We start from the raw sequence: 23,950 nt of genomic DNA, 5'->3' as shown, positions 1-23,950 counted from the left end.
CATCTATATTTTATATCCAGTCCATGGTGATAAAAACCATCATAAACCAGACATTTTTATTGGTGAGAATATAGACACTTTAAATGGGTTCTAACAGGGCTGTTTCGTATAAGGTGTATTATGTTAATTTTAGCTAAATTTAACTATTCTAATTACTCTGAAATAAGAACATTTAATAATGGGGGAAATAATGGGATTTATAAACGAAAGAACTAGTAAAGAGGATCGTATTGAATATGGTCTTGATGAAATAGAAAATAGTGTTCCTAGAGGAGTCTGGCATCCTGGTAGAGACTGGACTATAGATAAAGAAAGAAAAATATATTTAAGACAAATATGGCAAAGTAATTCAGGATCAGAAGCTGAAATATCACCAAAATTTATTGATAGAAAATATCATTTTTTTATTGATAATATTCTTTATCAAGTTCAAATCCGTGATGATTTAGAACAAGAAATAATGACAAAAGAAGGCTATCTTAAGTCTTTTTTAACAGTAGCATCAATTAATCCATTGCAGAATGATAATGATGAGTTAGTGCAAATAATAAAAACACTATATGAAGCACTACTAATTAGAAAAAGTAATGGAATTTACTCCAATTGGATAAAAAAGTTTGATTTAACATTAATTTATCAAAATTTGGAGATGAAAAATACGATCATCTCAAATTTTTGATATTTCAAATAAAAAATTAATCACTAAAGTAAAATGATGTACAATTCACCTTTATTTCAAAAATTAAATTGGACAACGAAATTTGGAATTATAAAATTATTCCCAAACCCTCCTCCAAAAACCTCCAATCCGTCTTTTAGCAAGTTAAATATCTCAGGATTCGTTTCAATTTTTTTATTTTTTACATTAACTATTTTTAAAACCTTAGTCCAAACATAAACCCACGGTTCATTATTCTGTAATTCTGATCGATTTATTGTACCTTTCCCCTTGGAAAGATGTATCTCATATCGATCTTCCTTATTTCCTAAAAAAAATACATAATCATTAACAAAATCAGATTTATCCATGACCTCTTGTCTAAATACTTTTGCCAATCCTCCGCCATAAATAAAAACATCTCTTTCTCTATCTATAGCCCAATATTTAATTTTAGGATCTAATCCATATTTTATCGCATCAGATTCATTAACCTCTTCAAAAATAAAATCCATTTGCATTTCCTTTTAAAATAATTAATATCGCTGTAAAAGTATTCTTGCATTTTTGTTAGAAATTCTAAAATTAACATAATACACCTTATGCGAAATACTTGAAATTTAGTCATAAGCATCAATACTTTATATGAAACCATGATGGGGTTCAGCGCACTATCATGGTTTCTTTGTGACTATTCACGTTTGTGATTTGATCAATAGAACAAAAGCTGTTTGAAAAAGCCCTTTAGGGGGCTTATCAAGGAGCTTTAATATTTTTGGTTATTTTTACTATTTCACTATGATATTCATCATGTATATTCACAAGATCCGATACATTTTTGTTTAATAAATCAATCTGTGCTTGAAAGACATTGGATTGTTCGTTTGGTGTTTCATCCATAGCTTGAATACCATCGTCTTCAAATTTTTTGAGTTTTATGGGGTCTATAGCTTCTTCAAAAACATATTGAAGGTTCTGAGAAGAGGATACTAGCGCTTTATAGCTCATCCACATATCTCGTTTTATGTTTCTTAATATTAAACTTGCTTCAGATTGATTGAAATTTTGTGTATTCACCAGGAAACTTATTTGCTCTAATTCATAAGTTGTTAAAATTAAATTATCTTCAAGAAATTCAGAATCACTTTTGATTTTTAAAGCAAAGCTCGTGTAGCTTTGTTTATTATGTAAGTGTTTCCAATCAATGAACAACTTTGAAGCAATATATGCTGCTCCTAAAGTTGAAAGTACTGATAGGAAAGAAATTCCAGCTGTCCAAGATTCTTTCAGAGGATCATTAACATCATTATGAGTAAATAAAATAAATGTCAAAAAAAAGAATATCATCGCTAAGTATGAAATTCGTCCAAAAGTATTTATAAGTGTTTTTTTAATGTCTTCTTTCATGTTTGATTTTAAAGAGGATTAGATGCAATTATATTATCTACAATTTTGTGGAAACTCATCTTTTTTAAGCTCTATTTAACCCTAATCATCCCATTCTTCGTAAAATAATTCTTAGATAACATATCTCGACTCATAGACCACTTACGATCTTTGAAATAGCAAGGTCCAACAGAAATCTTAGCTTTACCAAACTTCATCTGAATGTCTTCAAAAGCCTGCATCAAATTTTCATTCTGTATTCTCGTTTCTTGATCTGAAAGAAGGTCAGGGATATGGTTTGATTTCTCACAGAATTTAAAATAACGTTTGATTATTTTTTAAGATTTACAATCTACTAAAGATTCTAATTTTTTGTTATAAATATGTTATTATTTTTAAAATAGATTTTTGAATATTTTATAGACACATCAAAATAAAGAGTGAAGTTTTTAATGCTTAAAAGAATAATTCTTTTTGTGACAAGTTTATTGTTAATACTTAGTTCGACGTTAATGAATGCTACAACACTTGGGATGTGGAGGTTATCTAACCCTTTTGCTGTTGGAGCATCCATTTTATACGATGGATTAAAAGGTTCAATTACATCATCTGTTTTAATCACACCCAGTGCTTCACAGGTCGCTAAAGTATTAAGAAGTGGCGGTGCAGGTTTTGCTCTCTCTTATGCAGTTGAGCAGTTATTAGGTGCTGTGGATTGGGTTCTTGATCCTGCAAATAATCGAATAAAATATAAGGTTTCTGTTCCAGATAAAGTAGGCTCTTATGGAATTCAAATTGGAGACGAATACAAGTATTTTAATACAGCACAGCAAGCTTGTGATGGATGGTTGTCTTTTAACATAGCAAAGCATGTTAGCTGGCAAGGTATTACAACAAAAGCAAAAAATAGTTTTTGCTTAGTTTATGGCGGCATTAATAACTACAACGGTAATGGAGGAGCTTTATACAATCCAGTCAATGAAAGCGATATAGAAGAAAAAAACCTCTCTCTCGAAACCGTTGCTCAAAAAGTTATTGAAAATGCACAAAACAATAATCTCGATGCCCAGTTTGCAGTTTTAGCAGCGGCGACAAATATTTTGTCAGAAGCTGAAAAAGATGATGCTAAAGCTAAGCCAATTGAGGAGGAGTTGGAGAGAAATGCTAAGTGTCCAAGTGGGATAAAAAGTGGGTATGGTCAATGTTGGATATGTCCAAATGAAGAAAAGTTGTCTATTGAAAATAATAAAAAAATTGCAAAGCTAAGAGCTCAGACGTTAGGTAGTTGTCAGACTGGTGGGAGGAACAAAACTTTTAAAGACTTTGATAAAAATGAATTTTTGGTGAGAGCTGTCGCATGGGATACTTTGGCTGAAGCAAGGGAGGCGGAAAATATGTGCTGGCTTCCACCACACCAACCACACGTAGTAGAAGCACAAACTAACAGGGGAATTGCAGAAACTTGTCGAGCTGGTGCGGCTCAAGTAATTAAATAATGGTGAAATATCATGAATTCATTTGATCTTAAAACAAGTATTTTTGAAAATTTTTCAGAATTTCACTTTTCTAATAGTTTCACTCTAGCTGAGTCAGATTTTTATGATACCTGTGCAAAAAGTTTTGCTAATTATTCAAAAGAAGACCTCTATGTAGAATTAAGAAAATACTACAATGAAGATGTTGCCAATTTTATAATGAGTAATATGGTGGAAAATATATACATTGAGCCTTTTGAAAATTGGTCAAAAATCCCTTTGTGGTATTACGATGCTTTTAGTTTTGCAGGGCATGTTAATTTAAATATCCATAATTTAATATATTACCTCTCTGGATTTATGAATGTGATGATTTCAAATAATATTGATATCAGTACATCTTCAAATATTTCAAGATGGTATGATATTTTGGACTTAGGATCTTATTATATTAATGAGTTGTCAAATATACTTAATCGTAATCAATTAAAAACGATAGCATTATTTTTATGTTACGATGCTGAAACGCAAAAAATTGATTTATCTCCACCCTTAGCAGATGATTATAGTATCTTTGCTACATTTTGGTATCCTTTATTGAAGTAGCCGAATTCAAAAACTCTATATTCCAAAATTCACACCCCGATCTAGCTTAGGTTGGGGTATTAATCTAAATGCGATACACCGATTTTTAGAGCTTGTTGAATGTAGAATAGAGCCATGTTTTCAATTTTATTTTTTCCAACTATCAACAATATTTGCCCAATCTTGCATCATCTTTTTTCGATCTGCTAGATACTTAGCATGATTATATGATGCTCGTGTTTTATTCTCATCAGCATGGGCGAGCTGCGATTCAATCCATTTTTCCTCATAACCCATTTCATTTAAAAGTGTTGAAGCTGTGGCGCGGAAATCGTGTGCTGTAACATCCTTAAGCCCTAAATTTTCGAGCATTCGATTTAAGGTCATTTGGTTAAGCATGCCATCGCTTTTAAAGACAGCAGGGAATACATATTTTTTATTACCTGAATTTTTATACTGGGTTTTGAGGATGCTCAACACCTGGTCTGAAATCGGCAGAATATGGGCGCGACTCTTTTTCATTGCTGTTTTGGGAAAACTGACAATACGCTCGTTAAAATCCACCCAATCCCATTCCATTCTTCTGATTTCTATTGTTCTAAGCATTGTATAGAGCAAAATAAACCCTGCATGCTTAACAGTCTCAGCACCGGCGTAATTATCTAGTCTTGTGCGTACCTGAATTCGTTCTTCTTTATTTAACAATCTTGCATGTGTGACCTCGGGGCGAGCAACAACATCACGCACAGCATAAGTAGGGTCATTCTCAGCTCTTAGTGTTGCAATTGCATAGCGCATTACAGCACCAATAAATTTTCTATTTTGGATAGCTGTAATTTCACCAGTGCCGTGATTTTTTTGAGAGCTCACACGCTTGACTGTATTTCTAATGATAGTAAGCACATCAGCAGAAGTTATATTTCGTACGTCTTTATTTCCAATAATTGGCAATATGTCTTTATTAAGTGATACTTGAAACTGATCAATGTAGCGTTCTGATTTAGTCTTTAATCGCTCATTTGCATATTCTGCTGCGATAATTTTAAAAGTGTTTGTGAGTTCATCATCAATAGCTTGCTTAGCTTGTCTGCGGTCTTCAACTGGGTGAATACCTTTAGCTAGCTTGGCTCTCATTTCTTCACGCAAAAGGCGAGCATCTGCGAGATTGATAGCGGGGTATTCACCGAGACTCATCGATGACTCTTTACTGTTAAACACAAACTTAAATCGCCACACTTTTGTGCCCGATGGGCGCACTTCAATGTATAAGCGATCAGCATCTAAAATGCGATAAACCTTTTCTTGAGGTTTTAGAGTTTTGATTTTTGCGTCAGTAAGTTTTATTGATGTCATGACGGGTAACGAGAGAGTAATAATTTGCTTACCCGTGATGTTACCCGTTTATACTGCGTATTAAAAGGAACTAAGAGGAACTAATGTGAACTTATTTTAATTTTTAATCATTGTGTTATATGGGGTTTGAGAACTATAAGGAACTAACGTGAATATTTATCTTTCTTTTCGATCATTAGAAGCATGAGCTTAACCTATTGAAATTTATACGCCAGAATGCGCCTTATTGTCTAAGAACACCCATAAATTTTCAGCAAATCATTTCCACTAAATAATGAATCTTATTCAGTGAATGAGCTAAAAATAGAGTGTTGATTATCATAGCAAGAAATGGATATGGCTGTTTATTTATTTCCAAGTAAAAAAGGATATATTTTGAATAATGTTGTACTAGTATGAAAGATTTTGGCACAACAAATGAACTTATGTTTTTTAGATATTTGAGTGAATAATGACGATTAGAACGATAGGTATTCGAACGATTTTAGATAAAACATAGAGGGACTAAATTCATCCATTTCTAATTCAGTCCCTTATGTCACAATCCCATCATCAGTATTCATTATGGATGTGAAAAGTACATGTAATAAATAGGAAATCCTACATTCTATTAAGCATCATTATTTTGTGTTTTGTTCTCTGATTTTGATAGAGAATGAATCACTTCAAAATAGGTGGGTGGCTGAATTACAAATCCTCGTTCACGGAGTAAATCGTGCATACGTGGTAATTTAAAATACGGCACAGCAGCCATTAAGTGATGTTCTTGATGATAATTGACATGGATGGGTGCGACAAATGAACGTGCAATCGGACCTGCATGTGTAGTACGAGTATTGTTCAGGGCGGAATGACTGGTTTGCATGCCGGCATGTTCAGCCATAGAACGAATGCGAATAAACAGTGGGAATGGGACGGTATATGCCAAAGGCCATAATAAATAAAGTTTAGGATGACCTACACGCCATAAAGCACCAAAAATTACTGCATTGCTTATTACAGCACCTGAACTATTTTTAAAGAGTGCTGTTGCATAATCCTGTAGCGTTTTTCCATTCTTCGGAATGCGTTTCTGGTCGTTAGATACGGTCCATTCAAGAATATCTAAATCCATTAACAAGCGACCAAATAAGAACTTTATTCCTGTTAATCCAGTTAAATCACGAGTGAATTTTCGCAATAAGGATTTTTTAGTGACAGGAAAACCTGCGACCAGACTTAAATCTGGGTCTTCTGCTAAAGACGTTTTGGCATGGTGTCGCATGTGATGCGCCCGATATTTATGTAAATCATTCCAGATTGGGCGGGCGCAGAGCCAGTCTGTAGCGACATCATTCAACAATTTTGCTTTAAATAAACTGCGATGAGATGCATCGTGCATTAAAATGGCAAGACACAATTGCCGTCCAGCGAGAATGGCTAAAGCAACTGCAATCATTAAAACTTTTGCCCAAATAGGCGCATATTCCCAATAATATGCCACGCTTGTAAATGTTGCAGCGATGACTACCCATGTAGAGCCAATAGCCCATGCGCCGTGCAGATCGGATGCAGTGGTGAGTTCTTTAATTTCTTCCCGACTGAATAACTCAGTCACACTGACACGGGTATTCATTTTTATGCGCCATTTATATTTGTAGTAATGATCAATATAATGCAATAAACATTACAGTCAATAGAATTTTATTTTAAAATATGTAATAAATTTATTTGGATAAATGACTTAGAAAATAGAATGATCAATCACTTTTTGAATACTCAGCATTCAAGGTATTCCAGATTTTTAGTCCAATCTGATCAAGTTCGGTTACATTGTGAATAAAAGTATTACGTAAGTTTGTATCTACAAAAGGTTCAGGCAATAGAGGATCCATCATTAACAGTGCGATAGTTTCTCGGCCCAATAAAAATGACTGTTTTGCGGCATCCAATATATTCAAATGTGGATATTCAAGTATCCATTTTTCAATGATTGTATTGTATTTAATATAATTATTTTCTAATTTTGAGGTGTCCCATAGTTCTGGAATTAATTGCTGTGTTTTTTCATCAAATGAATGAATTAAAGCAATTTTTACAGTGGATTCAAGACCTGTATTAACCAATGCGTTAAAAATATCATCTAATGTCAGTGCTATATTATCTGGGCGAATGAAAATTCCTTGTTCCAGTTCTTTGAAACCAAATCGTTTTAAAGCGCGTTCGCGCCTTGTTAATGCAGTGCGGTCGACACGTCCAAGACTATTACTAAAAATTGCGATGTATTGCTGTTGCCATGCTTTGGTCTTTAGAACGCCGTTCTGACGATTGATAATAATATCGGCCCAATCATGTGACTGTTGTGCAAGTTGATAAGTCCCACGAGAGATGGACTCAATTTTATTTTCACGGCACAAACGGGTTGTTGCAACACGAATTTGATTATCAGAAATATCAAATAATTGAGCCGCAGCGATGAGTTGTTTAATAGTAATAGGGCGGTCTGATGCAGCAAGTAAAAGATCGATGACTAAGGTTTTTGCATTTAGTTTTAACGATGGCATCGTGAGTAGACTTCCTTGAATGGGTAGAACTTAATTTTGTTTTTAACTTATTATCCATGATCAATATTTTAAATAGGTTTATCAAAAAGTCGCTTCATTTTTTAACTTTAGTGATATCAGACGCCTAAACTAATAGTTAACTGGGCTATCCTACATAGAAATTAAGTATTTTTGGCTGTGATATTGTAATCGTGCAAGTGATACTTTTCATTCTTTAGAATGCTTAATTTTCATAATTTGAGTCGATATTTTGAATATTACGATCCAAATATGATTAGATGACTCAATAATGGACTCAATTCTTCAGATGCCCGAATGAGTAAGTGTCGCTTTTGTGGCGAAATATTAATATTGAAATGATCAAGCAATGTCTAACATTAAATTCATCATTTGTAGACTTTGATATTTATTAGTTGTGTCTGAATATTCATTTAGAATGTTTGTGATTATGTTGTTAATACATAGATTTTATTAATTTTAATAAATAATGAATTAAGTATATTTTAAACAAACTTTTAATTTATTTTAATGAGTTCTTTGTATTGGTTTAAATAAATTTAATAGTCGATTTTTGGTAAAAATAAATATTTGAATATTAAATTTATTATTTAAAATATTATTAAAAAATAATGATTGTGCTTATTCTTGAATTTGAATATATTTTGATAGCGCATTAATAAAATTTTAAGATAAATAGTGCATATATTTTTTAATTTTCAATATTGCGAATTTTGTAGTATTTTTTCAAATTAATGATAATATTGTCACATTCTTGCGTAGCCGTGGGGGCTAAATGAAAGAAGAAGTAAAAATCGCAATATTTGGTTTAAGTTTAAATGTGCTCGATGGCATTAAGCAAAAAATCAAAATAATGTATGACGACTCTCTAGAGGTAAGTTGGGCGAATATTGCGGATCCTCATTTAGATATCCTGCTGGTCAATGACATGTTTTTTAGTTCGCCTACAATTCAAAATTTAGTCGGGGCTAAAAAAATACCTTATTTGCGTTTAGTTAATAAAAATGAGAAATCTGGACAAATAGAGGGAGATAAACTTTATTTACCATTTTCTGTCACAGCCGAGACACGTGCTTGGTTTAAAGAGCGTTATTTACAAGTCCCTGTCAGCAATAAAACTGAAAAATTAGTGCAAAAAATTTCTCAGTCAATTGACTTGATCAAAGTTATTCCAGAATTTTTTAACGAAAGAAATGGTAATCTACAAGTCTTTGATGCGAATGGAAATATTGCATTAATGAATATTCGTACGCAGCAGGTTTGGGCAGATCCAACCCGTAAATTACAAAGTACAGATGCTTCACTGAATTATACTTATGCCACTATGCAAATGGCACAAGCGGTAAACTCAAGCCAAGGTGAAGATCTGACTTCATGGGTTTGGAATTTTTTGTGGTATTCAAGCGATATTGACTTAAAACTTCACCGAGCTGATTTTTATAAATTGCAGTCTTGGCCACAGCCGAATCATCAGAATGAACGTCAAATGGTATTTAAAATATCGGCTTGTTTTGAAGTTGGCGCAAGTATTCATCAAGTTGCTCAAAAGACAGGTTATTCAATAGAGCAATTGAATAAGTTTGTCACCATAGGATTATTGACTCATGTACTGGGTAAAATACCGGCTGAAAGTGCCAAACTTATCCTTGAAGAAAAGCCAACATCAGGTGCATTACGTGGTTTTTTTGGAAAATTAAGAATGAAACTTGGTATTTAATCTACTGTATTTATAAACGAAAAAGATGGGTTCTATAACTCTCAAACAAGCTGAGTGATGTAAAATATTTCACTGTAAAGTAATGAACATATTGTTTAAAACAGATTGTAAAAAAATAAAGGTAAAGAAGTGATATTACATCAATATAAAATTGTATTTGGCGGCAAAATGGGGGCGGGCAAAACCCAAGCAATAAAATCATTGTCTGAAATTTCAGTTTTATCCACCGAAGCACAGAATACGGATCAACAAGCGCATAATAAAGCCTTAACTACAGTAGGTATTGATTATGGCGAAATTAAACTAGAAGATGGTGTGGTTGTCGGATTGTATGGAACACCTGGACAAGATCGTTTTGATTTTGTTTGGTCTGTGATCTGTAAAGGTGCAATCGGTGCTGTGATTTTAATTGATCATTCCCAAAAAGACGCTTTAGAAGATTTGAAGTTCTATCACAAAACATTCAAAGAATATGTCAATAATATTGTTGTGGGCGTAACCCATGTCGATGAAGATTCAAAGCATTTATTAAAACAATATAAAGATTGGATGCATTTGAACCAATTGAGTATGCCGATTTTTGCAATTGATGCGCGAGAAAAAGATGAAGTTTTACTTACGGTTGAAGCACTTATTGCACGAGCAGAAGTTGAGTATGCTTAAGTTTGTTTAGGTTATATAAAGGCATTGTAAATTTTTTATAAACTTGTGTCTGAATTCAAAACCCTTAAACTTATTTAAATATTATTTTTCATATTTGTGACATAAAAAAGTTAAATAATGATTGTATAAAAATACGTGGTGATCATTTTTTAAGAGAGGATGAGCACCAAGATAAAACAATTAAAGATAATCGCACAAAAATAGTGCATTAAAATTTACTTGATCATTTAAAAGTAAGAAGTGTGTTTGAATATGGTGCAATTCTAAATCGACACAGTATAATAGTCAGAATTTGAAGGTTGTTAAGCTTATTTTCCAATAAGGAATTCAATATTTTAGCAATCAAATCAAAAGTTGGTATGCTAATTGCTATATTAATACCAACTACTAACACGCACTTATGAAGTGCAACAAAAATTCATTGGAGCAAAATGAGCATGGCGAACAAGGTCCTTCAACTCATACAAGAAAGTGGCGCAAAATGGGTCGATTTTCGCTTTACTGATACTAAGGGTAAAGAGCAGCATGTAAGCTACCCTTCAGACACAATCGACGAAGATACTTTCGAAGATGGTAAAATGTTTGATGGTTCTTCAATTGCTGGTTGGAAAGGCATTGAAGCGTCTGACATGATTTTACGTCCAGATCCTGATACCGCATTTCTTGACCCGTTCTTTGCAGAAGCGACAGTTGTTATCACTTGTGATGTAATTGAACCTTCTACTGGCCAAGGTTATGACCGTGACCCACGTTCTATTGCTCGTCGTGCAGAAGAATATTTAAAATCGACTGGTATTGGTGATACTGCATTCTTTGGTCCAGAACCAGAATTCTTCGTTTTTGACGAAGTTAAGTGGGAAATTGATATGTCTGGCGCTCGCCATACATTGATCGCTGAAGAAGCTGCTTGGTCTACGAACAAAGATTACGAGGGTGGTAACTCTGGTCATCGTCCACGTGTTAAAGGTGGTTACTTCCCAGTTCCTCCTGTAGATTCTTCACATGATATGCGTGCTGAAATGTGTGCACGTATCGAAGACATCATGGGCCCAGGTCGTGTAGAAGTACATCACCATGAAGTTGCATCTTGCCAATTAGAAATTGGTGTAAGTTTCAACACGATGGTTCGTAAAGCTGATGAAGTTCAACAGTTTAAATATGCTGTTTGGAACGTTGCTCACCAATATGCTAAAACTGCAACGTTTATGCCTAAACCTATGGTTGGTGATAACGGTTCTGGTATGCACGTTCACATCTCTATCTCTAAAGATGGTAAGAACTTGTTTGCAGGTGATGAATACGCTGGTCTTTCTGAAATGGCATTGTATTTCATAGGCGGTATCATTAAGCATGCTCGCGCATTGAATGCGATTACAAACCCTTCTACAAACTCGTACAAGCGTTTAGTTCCGCATTATGAAGCACCGATTATGCTTGCTTACTCAGCACGTAACCGTTCAGCTTCTATCCGTATTCCTTACGTTTCAAGCCCTAAAGGCAAACGTATCGAAGCACGTTTCCCAGACCCAATGATGAACCCATACTTAGGTTTTGCGGCATTGTTGATGGCTGGTCTTGATGGTATTCAAAACAAGACTCATCCTGGTGAAGCAGCAGACAAAAACTTATATGATCTTCCTCCTGAAGAAGAAGCTAAAATCCCTACAGTTGCTCATAGCCTAGATATGGCAATTGAAGCACTTAAAGCGGATCATGACTTCCTTCTTAAGGGTGGTGTATTCACTAAAGATATGTTGGATGCCTACATCGAACTTAAAACTGAAGACGTACGTCGTTTAAATACTACGACTCACCCAGTTGAATTTGATATGTACTACAGCTTGTAATTCTTTAGGAATTTAAGTGATAAAAGACCCGCTTCGGCGGGTTTTTTTGTATGATTCATTATTAGAGTTCTTTCATTCGTCCCTATTATTCTGCTAAGACTTTGCTCAGGGAACCTAATAAAGAGTGAGTAATGATGAAAGAAGAGTTTTGAATGCAGTAAATTTTTTAAATGTAAGTTGGTGAATATGGCGCAGCGTAAAAAGAATACGGGTTTTTATCCTTGGGTAGATCCGAAAGATCATGTTAAAGGTTTTAAAATGAATTTTTCGACAGTCATTTATATCGAGACTGCGAGAACACCTGAAGGTTATAAACAAGTAGAATTTGTTGGTTTAAAGAACCCAGAATTGGCTCTGGAGTTTGATTATCCTGAAAAATTTTATCTGAGTGCGGAAGGTATGATCTTGATTAAGACACAACAGGGGACGTATGAAGAAATTGCTAAAACAGATAATGCTTAGTTGAGTGAAACTATTATAATATCAGTTGTATACAGAATGATTTTCGCTATAGATTATCAACTGACTTTCTAAAATTTCATGACCATTATAAATAATGCAGTAAATTTCAGTTAAACTGAGCCATCCAATAAACACAGGGTAGAACTTTGACACAATCATGCACAATAAGGGATCCAATTTGTCCTCCTGAATTAAAAACATGGTTGTATGCCTCAGGTTCATTGACACAGCAACTGACTGATTTAGCAGATGGTATATTTAAAGTTGAGCCGATCCAAGAGCATTTCCAACGTTTAAGTTTTAACGATGCAAAGTGGATGAGAATGTCACACCAACATACCTCATGGGTCAGAGAAAGTTATTTATTTGGTTGCAATGAGCAGCCTTGGGTCAAAGCAAAAAGCATTTTTCCAATTCTGAGTATTCAAGGTAAAGCACGATTATTTAAGCATATTGGTCGTAAACCGATAGGCAGGTTTTTATTTCAGCGTACCAATCCTACATGTGAAAGACGTGTGCTTTTATTAGAAGACGGGTGGACACGACAAAGTTGTTATACTTGGCATGGCTGTAAATTTATTGTTCAAGAAACATTTTTACCTGCTTTTGAGCAATTTTTAAAACAGCAAAGTATTTCAAAATAGTATATTGAAGGACTGTTATGGCGACGACGCAACATACCACTTGGCAACAACGTTTAGAAGCTTATTATTATTTATGCCGTTTTGATAAACCCATTGGAACAGAACTGGTTTTTTGGCCAACCATGTGGGCAATGTGGATTGCAAATAAAGGTATTCCTGAGATTAAAATTCTTATTCCAATGATTTTAGGAACAATTTTTATGCGTGCTGCAGGTTGTGCAATTAATGATTTTGCAGACCGTAAAGTGGATGGACATGTCGAGCGCACCAAGACTCGCCCTTTGGCGACAGGGGTAATTAGCGCAAAAGAAGCCATTTTTGTATTTTTATTCTTAGTCACTGCCAGTGCAGCAATGTTGCTATTTTTGCCGATTGAATCATTTTATTGGTCATTTGGTGCATTATTTTTGGCTTTTATTTATCCATTTATGAAGCGCTATACTCACTTACCACAAGTTTTTCTGGGTGCTGCATTTTCATGGTCAATTCCGATGGGCTATACAGCAGTGGGTGTTGAACCTAATTTGACTTGTTGGTTGCTGTATTTTGGAAATTTGGCTTGGACTGTAGCCTATGACACGCAATATGCAATTACTGACCGTGAATTTGATTTAAAAATTGGGGTAAAATCCACGGCAATTTTGTTTGGAAAATATGATATTGAAATTATTTCATTGTTGCAGGTGAGTAGTATCGTTTTAATTGGTGCAGCACTTTATTTAGAAAATATCCTGATTCCTTTTGGCGTAGCCGCGTTAATATTGGTTATTTTAGATTTTATCTACCAATGGACGAAAACCAAAGATCGAGATCCGCAGCGCTGTTTTTGGGCATTTCGCCATAACCGTTGGGTTGGATTGATTATTTTTGTCGGAATATTTATGGCTTTTATTTAAAAGTTTAAAATTATCTTTGATATTGTGTTATTGATTTTAAATAATTGATAATATTTAATAAAATTTTAATTGAGTTGGTTGTTGAAGATAATTTTAATGATTGTTCAAAAGCATCCTAGTCAGGTGCTTTTTTTTATGCTTAATTATATGAGTACTTAAAGTAAGTTAAAAATAGAATAGAGGGATGATCTATGAAAATATTATTTAAACGGACGTTATTAGCGATCACATGCAGTGCAAGCTTATTTTTAGCAGCATGTAATGATGATGACAATAACCAGTGGTCAACGAATAAGAGTTATGTATCTGAAAAAACATATAATTTAGATACAATGACATCAGCATCATCGGTCAAAGTGATGACCTATAATATGCCGAATGTATTGGGTGAAACTAAAAATGCTACAGCAATGGTTTTTATGCCAAAGACAGTTCGTCCAACAGATGGTTGGAAAGTTGTGGTATGGGAGCACGGAACAGTTGGTGGTGGTGATAGTTGTGCACCAAGTAGAAATGCTTTTAATCCAAGATTTAAAAATATGGCTGAAAGCCTTTTGGCAGAGGGTTATGTCATTATTGCACCTGATTATGAAGGATTGGGTACGGCAGGTGTTCATCCATATTTAAATTTAAAAAGTGCTGCAAATTCAGCAATTTATGCGATGAAAGCTTATAAAGACCATTATGGTAGTCAAATTAATGGTCAATGGATGTCTGTTGGGCAGTCGCAAGGTGGTCATGCTTCATTAGGAACAGCCGAATTATCAAATAATGATGTCAATTATAAAGGTGCTGTAGCTGGAGCGCCTGCTTCTAGTTTAGGCTATATTATTTCTGTAGTTGCACCGCAAGCTATTCTAAATATTTTACAACAAGAACAGGCTGGAACTGCCCCAGTGGGAACAGCCGTGGAAGTTTATGCGGAATTATTGGCTTACGCAGCTTATACAACTGTGGGAATTACAGCTTACGAACCTAAGTTTAATTATCGTGAAATTTTCCAAGAACGTTCTAGAACTGTTGCAGAATTAGCCGAGGGAACGACAGGTGAAAATGGTTTATGCTTAGACGATTTACATAATAAATTTGCTGCAGATATTCGTGATTTCTTAGTGAAAAATGCTAGTAAAACAGTATTGGATTATCCCGGCTTAGCAGGAAGTTTCCAAGAAAACCCTACAGTGAAAAAATTCTTAGCAGATAACCAACCTGCGACAAAGAAAATTAATACACCTGTCATGATTATTCAAGGAACAGCAGATATGGCTGTACCGTATCCTGTAACTAATGTTTTGCAACAAGGTTTAAAAGATTTAGGTACTGATGTAACATTTTTACCTGTTGTAGGTGCATCTCATACCGAAGCAATTGTGAAGATGAATCCAGAATTAGTTGCTTTTATTAAAGCGAAAATGCCAACTAATAGATAAAGCTTCGGTTTAAAATTACATTATTGTGAATAGTGTAATACCTCCAAAAATAACCGTGATACATAGTTAAAATCTATGTGTTGCGGTTTTTTACTATTTTAAGTATGTCCAATGATGATTAGGCATTGTTTAGACAAATCAGCTTTAATCAGTCATAGAGTAAAATCGCAATTAACTTGAATAATCAATTAAATATTTAGGTAAAAATTGACCCAGTTAATAGAATGAGTAACTTGTTTGATTAAATTATAATTATACAAGTGTTTATTAATTCAGAGTATTGTTCTAAATATAGTGTTATTACTCTAATTGTGTTTTTATAACATCGCTTTCAAGATGAGAGCTGAAAATTAACAATTTTAGGATGTTAAGGTGAAACAAATTTTTAAAAAGTCACTCATAACGCTGACTTGTTCTACTTTTTTATTTTTAACAGCATGTAATAATAGTCATGATGACTATATTGGTGTTTCTCCGAATAAAACTTTTCTTTCTGAAGCTGCTTATAAATTTCCAGGATTGGATGAAGCTGCTTCAATTAAAGTCATGACTTATAACATGAAGAATGTTCTAGGAAAAACGGCTGAAGCAACCGCAATGGTTTTGTTTCCAAAAGTGATTCAACCTGCGGATGGTTATCGTGTGGTCGTGTGGGAACATGGTACTTTAGGCAATGCTGACAATTGTGCGCCAACCAATAATGTATTGGGTTCACGTTTTAAAGATCCTTTAGCGAAAAGTCTATTGGCAGCAGGTTATGTTATTGTTGCACCTGATTATGAGGGGATGGGTACTCGTGGGATTCATCCATATTTACATTTAGAAAGTGAAGCAAAATCGGCAATTGCAGCCGTCCAAGCTGCACAAGACCATTATGGTAAATTGCTCAATAAACAATGGATGTCAATTGGTCAATCTCAGGGTGGTCAAGCGTCTATTGGTACGGCTCAATATGCCAATACAGATGTAAATTATAAAGGTGCTGTTGCGGGCGCACCTGCATCAAGTTTAGATACCATTATTTTTAAAGTTGCACCTGCTGCTTTAAATGATGCAGAAGCAAAAGAATTGGCTGCTGGTGCGACTTTAGAATTTCGAGCAAAGAGTGGCTCAATTAATGCTTATGCGACATTATTAAGCTATGCTGCTTTTGCAGCAGTTGGCATTAAAGCGGTAGACCCACGTTTTGAGTATCGTGATATTTTTGCAGCTCAACGTTCAGGTGATATTGCTGCTTTAGCTGAAGGGACGACAGGTGAGAATGGTTTGTGCTTAGATAGCGCAAATTCGGATACTCAGCCTGAAGACAGTATTCGTTACCGCTTTACACAAGATATTGTGGCTTTCTTAAAGGCTAATCCTGATAAAAAACTAATGGATTATCCTGGATTAGATCAAAAAGCTTTTGAACAAAGTACGCAAATTAAACAATTCCTTAAAAATAGCCAACCTGGTGAAGTCAAAATTGATAAACCTATTTTGATTATACAAGGTACAGCTGATATGAGTGTTCCGTATCCTGTAACTAAAGCGATGTTTGATGCAATGAAGGCTAAAGGAAGTAACGTAGAGTTTTTACCTGTGCTAAATGCAACCCATACTGGGGCGATTGTTGAGAAAAACAAAGAAGCTGTAGAGTTTATTCAGAAATATATGAAAGCGAATTAATAGTTTAAGTAAAGGAGCTAAGGCTCCTTTACTTTTTAAATGGAAATTCAAATTTGTATAAAAAGCAACTTCTGTTATATTTAGAGTCCGAAAAAGTAGCTAAAAAGATCGTTTATTCACATGGCACGAACTGATTCAAAAAAGACTATTAAGTTTTATTTAGTGGCATCACTGGGTCTATTGATCCCTATATTTATTATCGTTATGGCTTTTTTTGCTGTGAGAAGTGATATAGAAACACAAAAAAAATATGATCAATTTCGTAAACAACAAGAAGAGAAATTTGAATTGCAAAAGCAACAAAATCAAGGCAGTCACGGTACAGAACAATCTAAGGCACAGTTGACTGGTTCTTAATAGGTTGTATTTTGTCTAGTTGCACAATAAAACCGCTCATACAGCGGTTTTATTTACTTTTCTTAGCATCATGTTTTTAATTCATAGATTCAATTTTCATGATTTCATTGATATTTTGAAAAGCACTAGAAGAGTCAATATATAAAAACCGCCATGAAAGGCGGTTTTTATTTTCAACATTTAAAAGTAGCAAACAAACTTATTTGTTTTTGTCTTTTAATTGTGGAACAGCAGAACCAGTACCCACTGCAAGTAAACCTGCACTTGTATAGATGCCGAGTTTCGCACGGGTATCTGTAATATCAAGGTTACGCATGGTTAATTGACCAATACGATCCATTGGTGTGAATACAGAATCACCTTTTTCCATAGTTAAACGCTCAGCTTCATAAGTGAGGTTTTCAGATTCAGTGTTCATAATGGTAAAGTCATTACCACGACGAAGTTCTAAAGTCACAGTACCTGTCACAGCTTTAGCAACCCAACGCTGTGCTGTTTCACGAAGCATCAGCGCTTGAGAATCGAACCAACGACCTTGGTACAATAAACGACCTAAACGTAAACCGTTGATGCGGTATTGTTCGATGGTATCTTCATTATGAATACCAGTTACAAGGCGTTCATAAGTAATGTGAAGAAGTGCCATACCCGGAGCTTCGTAGATACCGCGAGATTTCGCTTCGATGATACGGTTTTCGATCTGGTCAGACATACCTAAACCATGACGACCACCAATACGGTTCGCTTCAAGTATCAATTCAACAGGATCGTCAAAACGCTGACCGTTTAAGGCAACGGGCATACCTTCTTCGAAAGTCACTGAAACTTGTTCAGCTTTAACTTCTACATCATCTTTCCAGAAAGCAACACCCATGATTGGATCAACGATTTTGATACCTGCATTGAGGTATTCAAGATCTTTCGCTTCATGCGTCGCACCTAGCATATTCGAGTCAGTTGAATAGGCTTTTTCTTTTGACATTTTGTAGTCAAAACCATTATCGATGAGGAATTGTGACATTTCTGCACGTCCGCCTAGTTCATCAATAAAAGTTTGGTCTAACCACGGTTTGTAAATTTTAAGTGCAGGGTTAGTCAATAAACCGTAACGATAGAAACGCTCGATATCGTTACCTTTATACGTCGAACCATCGCCCCAGATATTTACATCATCTTCTTTCATTGCGGTAACAAGCATAGTTCCTGTTACTGCACGGCCTAAAGGTGTTGTATTAAAATAAGGAATTCCGCCAGTACTGATATGGAATGCACCACACTGAATTGCAGCAATACCTTCAAGTGCAAGCTGTAAACGGCAGTCAACTAAGCGTGCTTTTACTGCGCCATAAGCTTCTGCTTTGCGTGGAATAGCATCATAGTCTTCTTCATCTGGCTGACCTAAGTTTGCAGTATATGCATAAGGTTCTGCGCCTTTTTGTTTCATCCACAAAAGTGCAGCTGAAGTGTCTAGACCACCAGAGAAAGCGATACCCACTTTTTTGCCTACTGGTACATGCTGCAAGATGGTTGCATTATCAGTCATTGCTTGTCCTAACTTTTCACTATTTCAAATATAGGCACCATACGATGTGGTAGCCAAGGAGAATTTTATTAACGCAATATTGTAGCACTCTTCAAAACATTTTTTTGTTTTATAGATAGAAATCATAATTTTTCATTTAAAAAATCCATTAATATATGAGAAATCTAGGTTTTTACAATAAATATTAAAGTAGTGGGATATTTAGATAATGGGTGAGAATAGTGCTGAAAAATAACAATCAAATATTATCAACGCTTCATAAAGTGGTGGCTTATGTCCTTATTTTTGATTTGGTGCAAATGATTTTTGCCATTTTTATACAATCGCCTCAATACTTTATTGGAAGTTTAATTGGTAAAGTATTTTTAATTTATATACATTTTTTATGTGCAAAAAATGTGAAATATGGAAGGTTGGAAAATCGATTAGGTTCAATTTTTTACACTATTTTTATGCTAAGTTTAGTTCCGATTGGAACTATTTTAGCCGTGATGATGCTGTATTACTCAATTTTTCGTTGGGAAAAGTACACACCTTTAAATGTTTCAAATATTTAATGAAAGTGATAGTTGAATTTATTTATAAAGCATCATTTAAGCCAATAAATTGTTTTTCGATAGGCGTGAAGACATGGTCATTACGAGCAATCAGATATAAACCAATATGGCGATATTGCTCTGGAACATCGATGTAATATTGTATGCCAAATTTTTTCGCAAGTGATTTCGTTACCATGGAAATACCCATGCCAAGCTGTGTAAAATTGATCAATGCTTCATAGTCATTAATATGGGTAAACTCACCTTTGTTTAAATTGTAGTCGCTATAAATTTGATCTAGCGTTGTCGAATAGCAGCAATCAAGTGAGGTAAATAAAAGGTTTTGCTGATGTATAGCATCGGTAAAATGTTCATGATTAATGACTTCCTTACCAATGATCACAAGTTCATCTTTACCTTTTTGAATATATTGAAGATTTTTTTGATCGGGATGCCCTAAAACATAAGCAATATCAATATTTCCTTGTAGAACCTCTTTTTCAAGAAAACCCGTTGCACCTGTTTTCATGGTGATCGAAAGTTCAGGATAAGTCATATAAAGCTGGCTGCATGAAGGGTAGAAGCGCATGCCGCCTAAACTGGTATTGGTACCAAAACGCAAATACATATCTTGTTGATAAATTTTATTTTCTGTTTCTTCCCAAGTGAAAAGTAATTTTTTATATTGTGCATAGACATGCATACCTGAATCGGTCAGTTCTACACCTTTGGGTTTTCGAATAAACAATTGACGTTTATAGTGATGTTCAATTTTTTTAATTTTAGCCGTCATATTGGATTGTAAATAATTCAGCTTAACGGCAGCCGCAGACATGCTTTTCAATTCGGCAACGTTCACGAAACATTTAATGTCGCTGATATCTATATTCATGTTAACGGCTTCCTTATTTATAAAAATGTCCTTCAATTTTTAAGCTTCGGGGATTATAAAATAGCTTCGTTTGAAAATAGACATTAAAAAAAATGATGGATATATTAAAATATAACATTATTCATGATGTCATTTGTTTTTTATACTTGTGTGACTTTCCACCTGTTGAGTACAACAAATGAATATTCGCGTTATCAGTGCAATTGCATTGCTATGCCTGATCTGGGGTTCATTGTGGGGGCTGGTCAAACACAGTCTACAAATTTTTCCACCATTCTTATTTATTTCTGTGCGATTAATATTGGCAGCTTTGACTCTGATGGTCGTGCAATCCATTCTGAGGAAATCAATTTTACCTAAACAGGGTGAATGGAAAAAATTGATGATTTCTAGTTTGATGATTTGTTTTGGTTTTTATGCGACACAAACTTTTGCTATGCAATTTGTCGATTCAGGATTATCGGCAGTTTTAGTCTTTACAATGCCTATATTCATTGCTGTTTTAGCGCATTATTTTCTGAATGAATATTTAAATAGACAGAAAATAATAGGCTTGCTGCTGGGTGGATTAGGGTTGATCGCGATCTTATGGCCTCAACTGCATCATATTCATTTCAATGTATCGCTCATTGGGCAAATGATTTTAATTACATCAGGTTTTTTCTGGGCATTGACGACTGTATATATGAAAAAGCATTTTGCCACTTATGACAAAATGAAACTGACTATTTGGCAATTATTCATGGGCGGAATTGCAATTTTTGTCGTTGCTTTGGCATTTGAACCGATTGATTTTAATATTTGGATGAATCCATTCAATGATGGCATGCTGTTCTATATTGCTGTGGTTGGCACTGGCTTTGCCTTTGTTTTGTGGAATTGGATTGTCAGTCAAGTGGATACTTTTATTGCTTCTATTTCTATCATGTGTATTCCAATTTTGAGTCTATTTTTTGGTTATGTCCTCTGGAATGAACCGTTAACAATCAATATCATCATTGGTGCAGTACTGATTTGTACGGGAATCGCTTTTAGTTCTCTAAAAGTAAAATCGTTAAAAATAGCGAGAATAGCTGGATAAATAGATCACTTACTTCTTTAATTTTTTATTCCTTTCAAGATGAAAATATTTATTTAAATAAAGCAGTTTCAAAAGCGAGATAGTGAACAGCACCATTTGGCTTTTTGAATTCAAGTTTTGCTTATTGACTTGATTTAACGATTTTTTTTATTTCTTGATTTAATGAAGTGACGTCAATACCCATGCGTAATTATGCTTATACGACTAAAGTTGTAAAAATAATTTACGATACGTTCAGGTTTTAGAAAAATTTAAATAAAAACAAGTTATTTGTTTAAATTACTACACTGGAATAGTGTGGTAAATATTGATTTATAGTACCTAACTTACTTGTTAATTGGTCGTACCAATAAATTATTTATCAGACCAATATTGATCTTTTTGATTATAAAAATTACTATTGTTGTGTATTTTTGAATTTATTTTTTAACAATATCTTAATTGGTCAGACCAAAATTATTAATATTGATGGATAATCAGACCATATTTAGCTTTCCTGAAAGCATTTCAAGGAGATGACAATGCTTCAACAATGGCAACAGATTTATGATCCGATGGGCAATATCTGGATTTCCAGTTTAGTCGCTCTCATTCCGATTATTTTCTTCTTTTTAGCACTTGCTGTGTTCCGTATGAAAGGAAGCGTGGCGGGCACAATTACTGTTGTACTTGCGCTACTGGTTTCATTATTTGCATACAAAATGCCTGTTTTGATGGCATTTGCATCCATGATTTACGGGTTCTTTTATGGTCTGTGGCCAATCGCATGGATCATTATTGGTGCTGTATTCCTTTATAAAATTTCGGTAAAAACAGGACAGTTCGATATTATTCGATCTTCAATTCTGTCCATCACCGAAGATCAGCGTTTACAGATGTTGTTGGTCGGTTTTGCCTTTGGTACCTTCCTTGAGGGCGCGGCAGGTTTTGGCGCACCCGTGGCAATTACTGCTGCATTATTGGTCGGATTAGGTTTTAAACCACTGTACGCAGCGGGTCTGTGCCTTATTGTGAATACGGCACCTGTAGCTTTTGGTGCAATGGGTATTCCGATTATTGTGGCAGGGCAAGTATCGGGTGTAGATACGCTTGAAATAAGTCAGATGGTGGGGCGTCAGTTACCGTTTATGGTGCCGATTGTACTGTTCTGGATTATGGCGATTATGGATGGTTGGCGTGGTGTCAAAGAGACTTGGCCAGCAGTGATTGTTGCTGGTGGTTCATTTGCCGTTGCACAATATTTAACGTCGAATTTTGTCGGGCCTGAATTGCCAGATATTACCGCAGCTATTGCAGCACTGGTTTCATTAACTGTTTTATTAAAATTCTGGCAGCCAAAACACGTTTTCCGTTTTGCTAATGAAGATGTAAATATAGATGAAAATCTTGCGGCACAACGTAATCAAAAACATACGATGGGGCAAATTGCCAAAGCATGGTCACCATTTGCGATATTAACAGTGATGGTGACGATCTGGAGTATTAAGCCATTTAAAGATCTCTTCGCTAAAGATGGTGCTTTGCATGATTTAGTTTTCTCTATCGAAGTACCTTTTTTACATCAATTGATTCAAAAGTTGCCTCCAGTTGTTCCTGCAGTAAAGGATTATGATGCAATTTATAAATTTGACTGGTTATCTGCAACAGGTACAGCCATCTTTATTGCGGCACTTATCACCATTTTCTTCTTAAAAATGAAGCCAAAAGATGCCGTGGTAACGTTTGGTGAAACACTTAATGAACTGAAAATTCCAATTTATTCCATTGGTATGGTATTAGCATTTGCATTTATTGCTAACTATTCTGGTATGTCTGCAACTTTGGCATTGGCACTTGCACATACGGGTAAGGCATTTACATTCTTCTCGCCATTCCTTGGCTGGTTAGGTGTATTCCTCACAGGTTCAGATACTTCGGCAAATGCTTTATTTGCTGCATTACAGGCAACGACTGCACAGCAGATTGGTGTACCAGAAGTGTTATTGGTTGCAGCGAATACCAGTGGTGGGGTGACAGGGAAAATGATTTCTCCGCAATCCATTGCAATTGCCTGTGCTGCAGTCGGTTTGGTGGGTAAGGAATCTGATTTGTTCCGTTTTACAGTAAAACATAGTATAGCGTTTACTATCATGATGGGTATTATGGTTACTCTACAAGCCTATGTGTTCCCATGGATGATTCCTTAAATGGTTT

23 protein-coding genes are annotated in these 23,950 nt (G+C 34.9%); 15 read left to right on the top strand and 8 right to left on the bottom strand.

Annotated features, from left to right (window positions below; genetic code table 11):
• Positions 1-190 precede the first annotated feature (190 nt).
• The gene (locus ACG94X_RS15485; RefSeq protein ID WP_419384600.1) at positions 191-679 is read left to right on the top strand and encodes a hypothetical protein; all 489 of its coding nucleotides are present in this window, start codon (positions 191-193) and stop codon (positions 677-679) included.
• A gap of 56 nt (positions 680-735) precedes the next feature.
• Here ACG94X_RS15485 and ACG94X_RS15480 read toward each other — a convergent pair whose 3' ends face one another.
• From ACG94X_RS15480 to ACG94X_RS15470, 3 genes are all read right to left on the bottom strand, one after another.
• A complete protein-coding gene (locus tag ACG94X_RS15480) occupies positions 736-1,173 on the bottom strand; it encodes a hypothetical protein (protein ID WP_419384599.1) in 438 nt (145 codons plus the stop codon).
• A 241-nt stretch (positions 1,174-1,414) separates the two neighbouring features.
• Positions 1,415-2,065, bottom strand: coding sequence for a hypothetical protein (locus ACG94X_RS15475; RefSeq protein ID WP_419384598.1), 651 nt, complete (start codon positions 2,063-2,065; stop codon positions 1,415-1,417).
• A gap of 71 nt (positions 2,066-2,136) precedes the next feature.
• Positions 2,137-2,286: a DUF4113 domain-containing protein gene (locus ACG94X_RS15470; protein ID WP_419384597.1), complete on the bottom strand. Its 150-nt coding sequence runs from the start codon at positions 2,284-2,286 to the stop codon at positions 2,137-2,139.
• Positions 2,287-2,556: 270 nt separating this feature from the next.
• Here ACG94X_RS15470 and ACG94X_RS15465 point away from each other — a divergent pair, with 270 nt between their 5' ends.
• Positions 2,557-3,540: a hypothetical protein gene (locus tag ACG94X_RS15465; protein WP_419384596.1), complete on the top strand. Its 984-nt coding sequence runs from the start codon at positions 2,557-2,559 to the stop codon at positions 3,538-3,540.
• A 12-nt stretch (positions 3,541-3,552) separates the two neighbouring features.
• Positions 3,553-4,125, top strand: a complete 573-nt coding sequence (locus ACG94X_RS15460; RefSeq protein ID WP_419384595.1) for a hypothetical protein — start codon at positions 3,553-3,555, stop codon at positions 4,123-4,125.
• Positions 4,126-4,251: 126 nt separating this feature from the next.
• Here ACG94X_RS15460 and ACG94X_RS15455 read toward each other — a convergent pair whose 3' ends face one another.
• From ACG94X_RS15455 to ACG94X_RS15445, 3 genes are all read right to left on the bottom strand, one after another.
• Positions 4,252-5,457 (bottom strand): tyrosine-type recombinase/integrase, encoded by a 1,206-nt coding sequence (locus ACG94X_RS15455; RefSeq protein ID WP_419384594.1) that lies wholly within the window; start codon positions 5,455-5,457, stop codon positions 4,252-4,254.
• A gap of 610 nt (positions 5,458-6,067) precedes the next feature.
• Positions 6,068-7,072, bottom strand: coding sequence for a fatty acid desaturase family protein (locus tag ACG94X_RS15450; protein ID WP_419384593.1), 1,005 nt, complete (start codon positions 7,070-7,072; stop codon positions 6,068-6,070).
• Between the two features lie 124 nt (positions 7,073-7,196).
• A complete protein-coding gene (locus ACG94X_RS15445; protein WP_419384592.1) occupies positions 7,197-8,000 on the bottom strand; it encodes a PaaX family transcriptional regulator in 804 nt (267 codons plus the stop codon).
• 793 nt (positions 8,001-8,793) lie between these two features.
• Here ACG94X_RS15445 and ACG94X_RS15440 point away from each other — a divergent pair.
• From ACG94X_RS15440 to ACG94X_RS15400, 9 genes are all read left to right on the top strand, one after another.
• A complete protein-coding gene (locus tag ACG94X_RS15440) occupies positions 8,794-9,735 on the top strand; it encodes a hypothetical protein (protein ID WP_419384591.1) in 942 nt (313 codons plus the stop codon).
• A gap of 129 nt (positions 9,736-9,864) precedes the next feature.
• Positions 9,865-10,398, top strand: coding sequence for a GTP-binding protein (locus tag ACG94X_RS15435; RefSeq protein ID WP_419384590.1), 534 nt, complete (start codon positions 9,865-9,867; stop codon positions 10,396-10,398).
• A gap of 431 nt (positions 10,399-10,829) precedes the next feature.
• Positions 10,830-12,245: a type I glutamate--ammonia ligase gene (gene glnA / locus ACG94X_RS15430; RefSeq protein ID WP_419384589.1), complete on the top strand. Its 1,416-nt coding sequence runs from the start codon at positions 10,830-10,832 to the stop codon at positions 12,243-12,245.
• Between the two features lie 186 nt (positions 12,246-12,431).
• The gene (locus ACG94X_RS15425) at positions 12,432-12,707 is read left to right on the top strand and encodes a hypothetical protein (protein ID WP_419384588.1); all 276 of its coding nucleotides are present in this window, start codon (positions 12,432-12,434) and stop codon (positions 12,705-12,707) included.
• Positions 12,708-12,853: 146 nt separating this feature from the next.
• Complete coding sequence (locus tag ACG94X_RS15420) at positions 12,854-13,351, top strand: chorismate--pyruvate lyase family protein (RefSeq protein ID WP_419384587.1); 498 nt, start codon at positions 12,854-12,856, stop codon at positions 13,349-13,351.
• A gap of 17 nt (positions 13,352-13,368) precedes the next feature.
• The gene (gene ubiA, locus ACG94X_RS15415; protein WP_419384586.1) at positions 13,369-14,247 is read left to right on the top strand and encodes a 4-hydroxybenzoate octaprenyltransferase; all 879 of its coding nucleotides are present in this window, start codon (positions 13,369-13,371) and stop codon (positions 14,245-14,247) included.
• Positions 14,248-14,438: 191 nt separating this feature from the next.
• The gene (locus ACG94X_RS15410) at positions 14,439-15,677 is read left to right on the top strand and encodes a lipase family protein (RefSeq protein ID WP_419384585.1); all 1,239 of its coding nucleotides are present in this window, start codon (positions 14,439-14,441) and stop codon (positions 15,675-15,677) included.
• A gap of 372 nt (positions 15,678-16,049) precedes the next feature.
• The gene (locus tag ACG94X_RS15405; protein ID WP_419384584.1) at positions 16,050-17,345 is read left to right on the top strand and encodes an alpha/beta hydrolase; all 1,296 of its coding nucleotides are present in this window, start codon (positions 16,050-16,052) and stop codon (positions 17,343-17,345) included.
• Between the two features lie 120 nt (positions 17,346-17,465).
• Positions 17,466-17,702, top strand: a complete 237-nt coding sequence (locus tag ACG94X_RS15400; RefSeq protein ID WP_419384583.1) for a hypothetical protein — start codon at positions 17,466-17,468, stop codon at positions 17,700-17,702.
• A gap of 199 nt (positions 17,703-17,901) precedes the next feature.
• On the opposite strand, the gene argG is transcribed toward ACG94X_RS15400, so the two are convergent.
• A complete protein-coding gene (gene argG, locus ACG94X_RS15395; RefSeq protein ID WP_419384582.1) occupies positions 17,902-19,245 on the bottom strand; it encodes an argininosuccinate synthase in 1,344 nt (447 codons plus the stop codon).
• Between the two features lie 221 nt (positions 19,246-19,466).
• On the opposite strand from argG, the gene ACG94X_RS15390 reads away from it, so the two are divergent.
• Positions 19,467-19,802: a hypothetical protein gene (locus ACG94X_RS15390; RefSeq protein ID WP_419384581.1), complete on the top strand. Its 336-nt coding sequence runs from the start codon at positions 19,467-19,469 to the stop codon at positions 19,800-19,802.
• Between the two features lie 22 nt (positions 19,803-19,824).
• On the opposite strand, the gene ACG94X_RS15385 is transcribed toward ACG94X_RS15390, so the two are convergent.
• Positions 19,825-20,676 carry a LysR family transcriptional regulator gene (locus tag ACG94X_RS15385; protein ID WP_419384580.1) on the bottom strand — a complete coding sequence of 284 codons (852 nt, stop codon included), beginning with the start codon at positions 20,674-20,676 and terminating at the stop codon, positions 19,825-19,827.
• Between the two features lie 178 nt (positions 20,677-20,854).
• Here ACG94X_RS15385 and ACG94X_RS15380 point away from each other — a divergent pair, with 178 nt between their 5' ends.
• Positions 20,855-21,757 carry a DMT family transporter gene (locus ACG94X_RS15380; protein ID WP_419384579.1) on the top strand — a complete coding sequence of 301 codons (903 nt, stop codon included), beginning with the start codon at positions 20,855-20,857 and terminating at the stop codon, positions 21,755-21,757.
• A gap of 515 nt (positions 21,758-22,272) precedes the next feature.
• On the top strand, positions 22,273-23,943 hold the full coding sequence (gene lldP / locus ACG94X_RS15375; RefSeq protein ID WP_419384578.1) for an L-lactate permease: 1,671 nt from the start codon (positions 22,273-22,275) through the stop codon (positions 23,941-23,943).
• Positions 23,944-23,950 lie beyond the last annotated feature (7 nt).

This window comes from Acinetobacter psychrotolerans (assembly GCF_048552595.1).
Lineage (GTDB): Bacteria > Pseudomonadota > Gammaproteobacteria > Pseudomonadales > Moraxellaceae > Acinetobacter.
The sequence above is the reverse complement of the archived record's forward strand: the minus strand, read 5'-3'. Positions and strand labels throughout refer to the sequence as shown.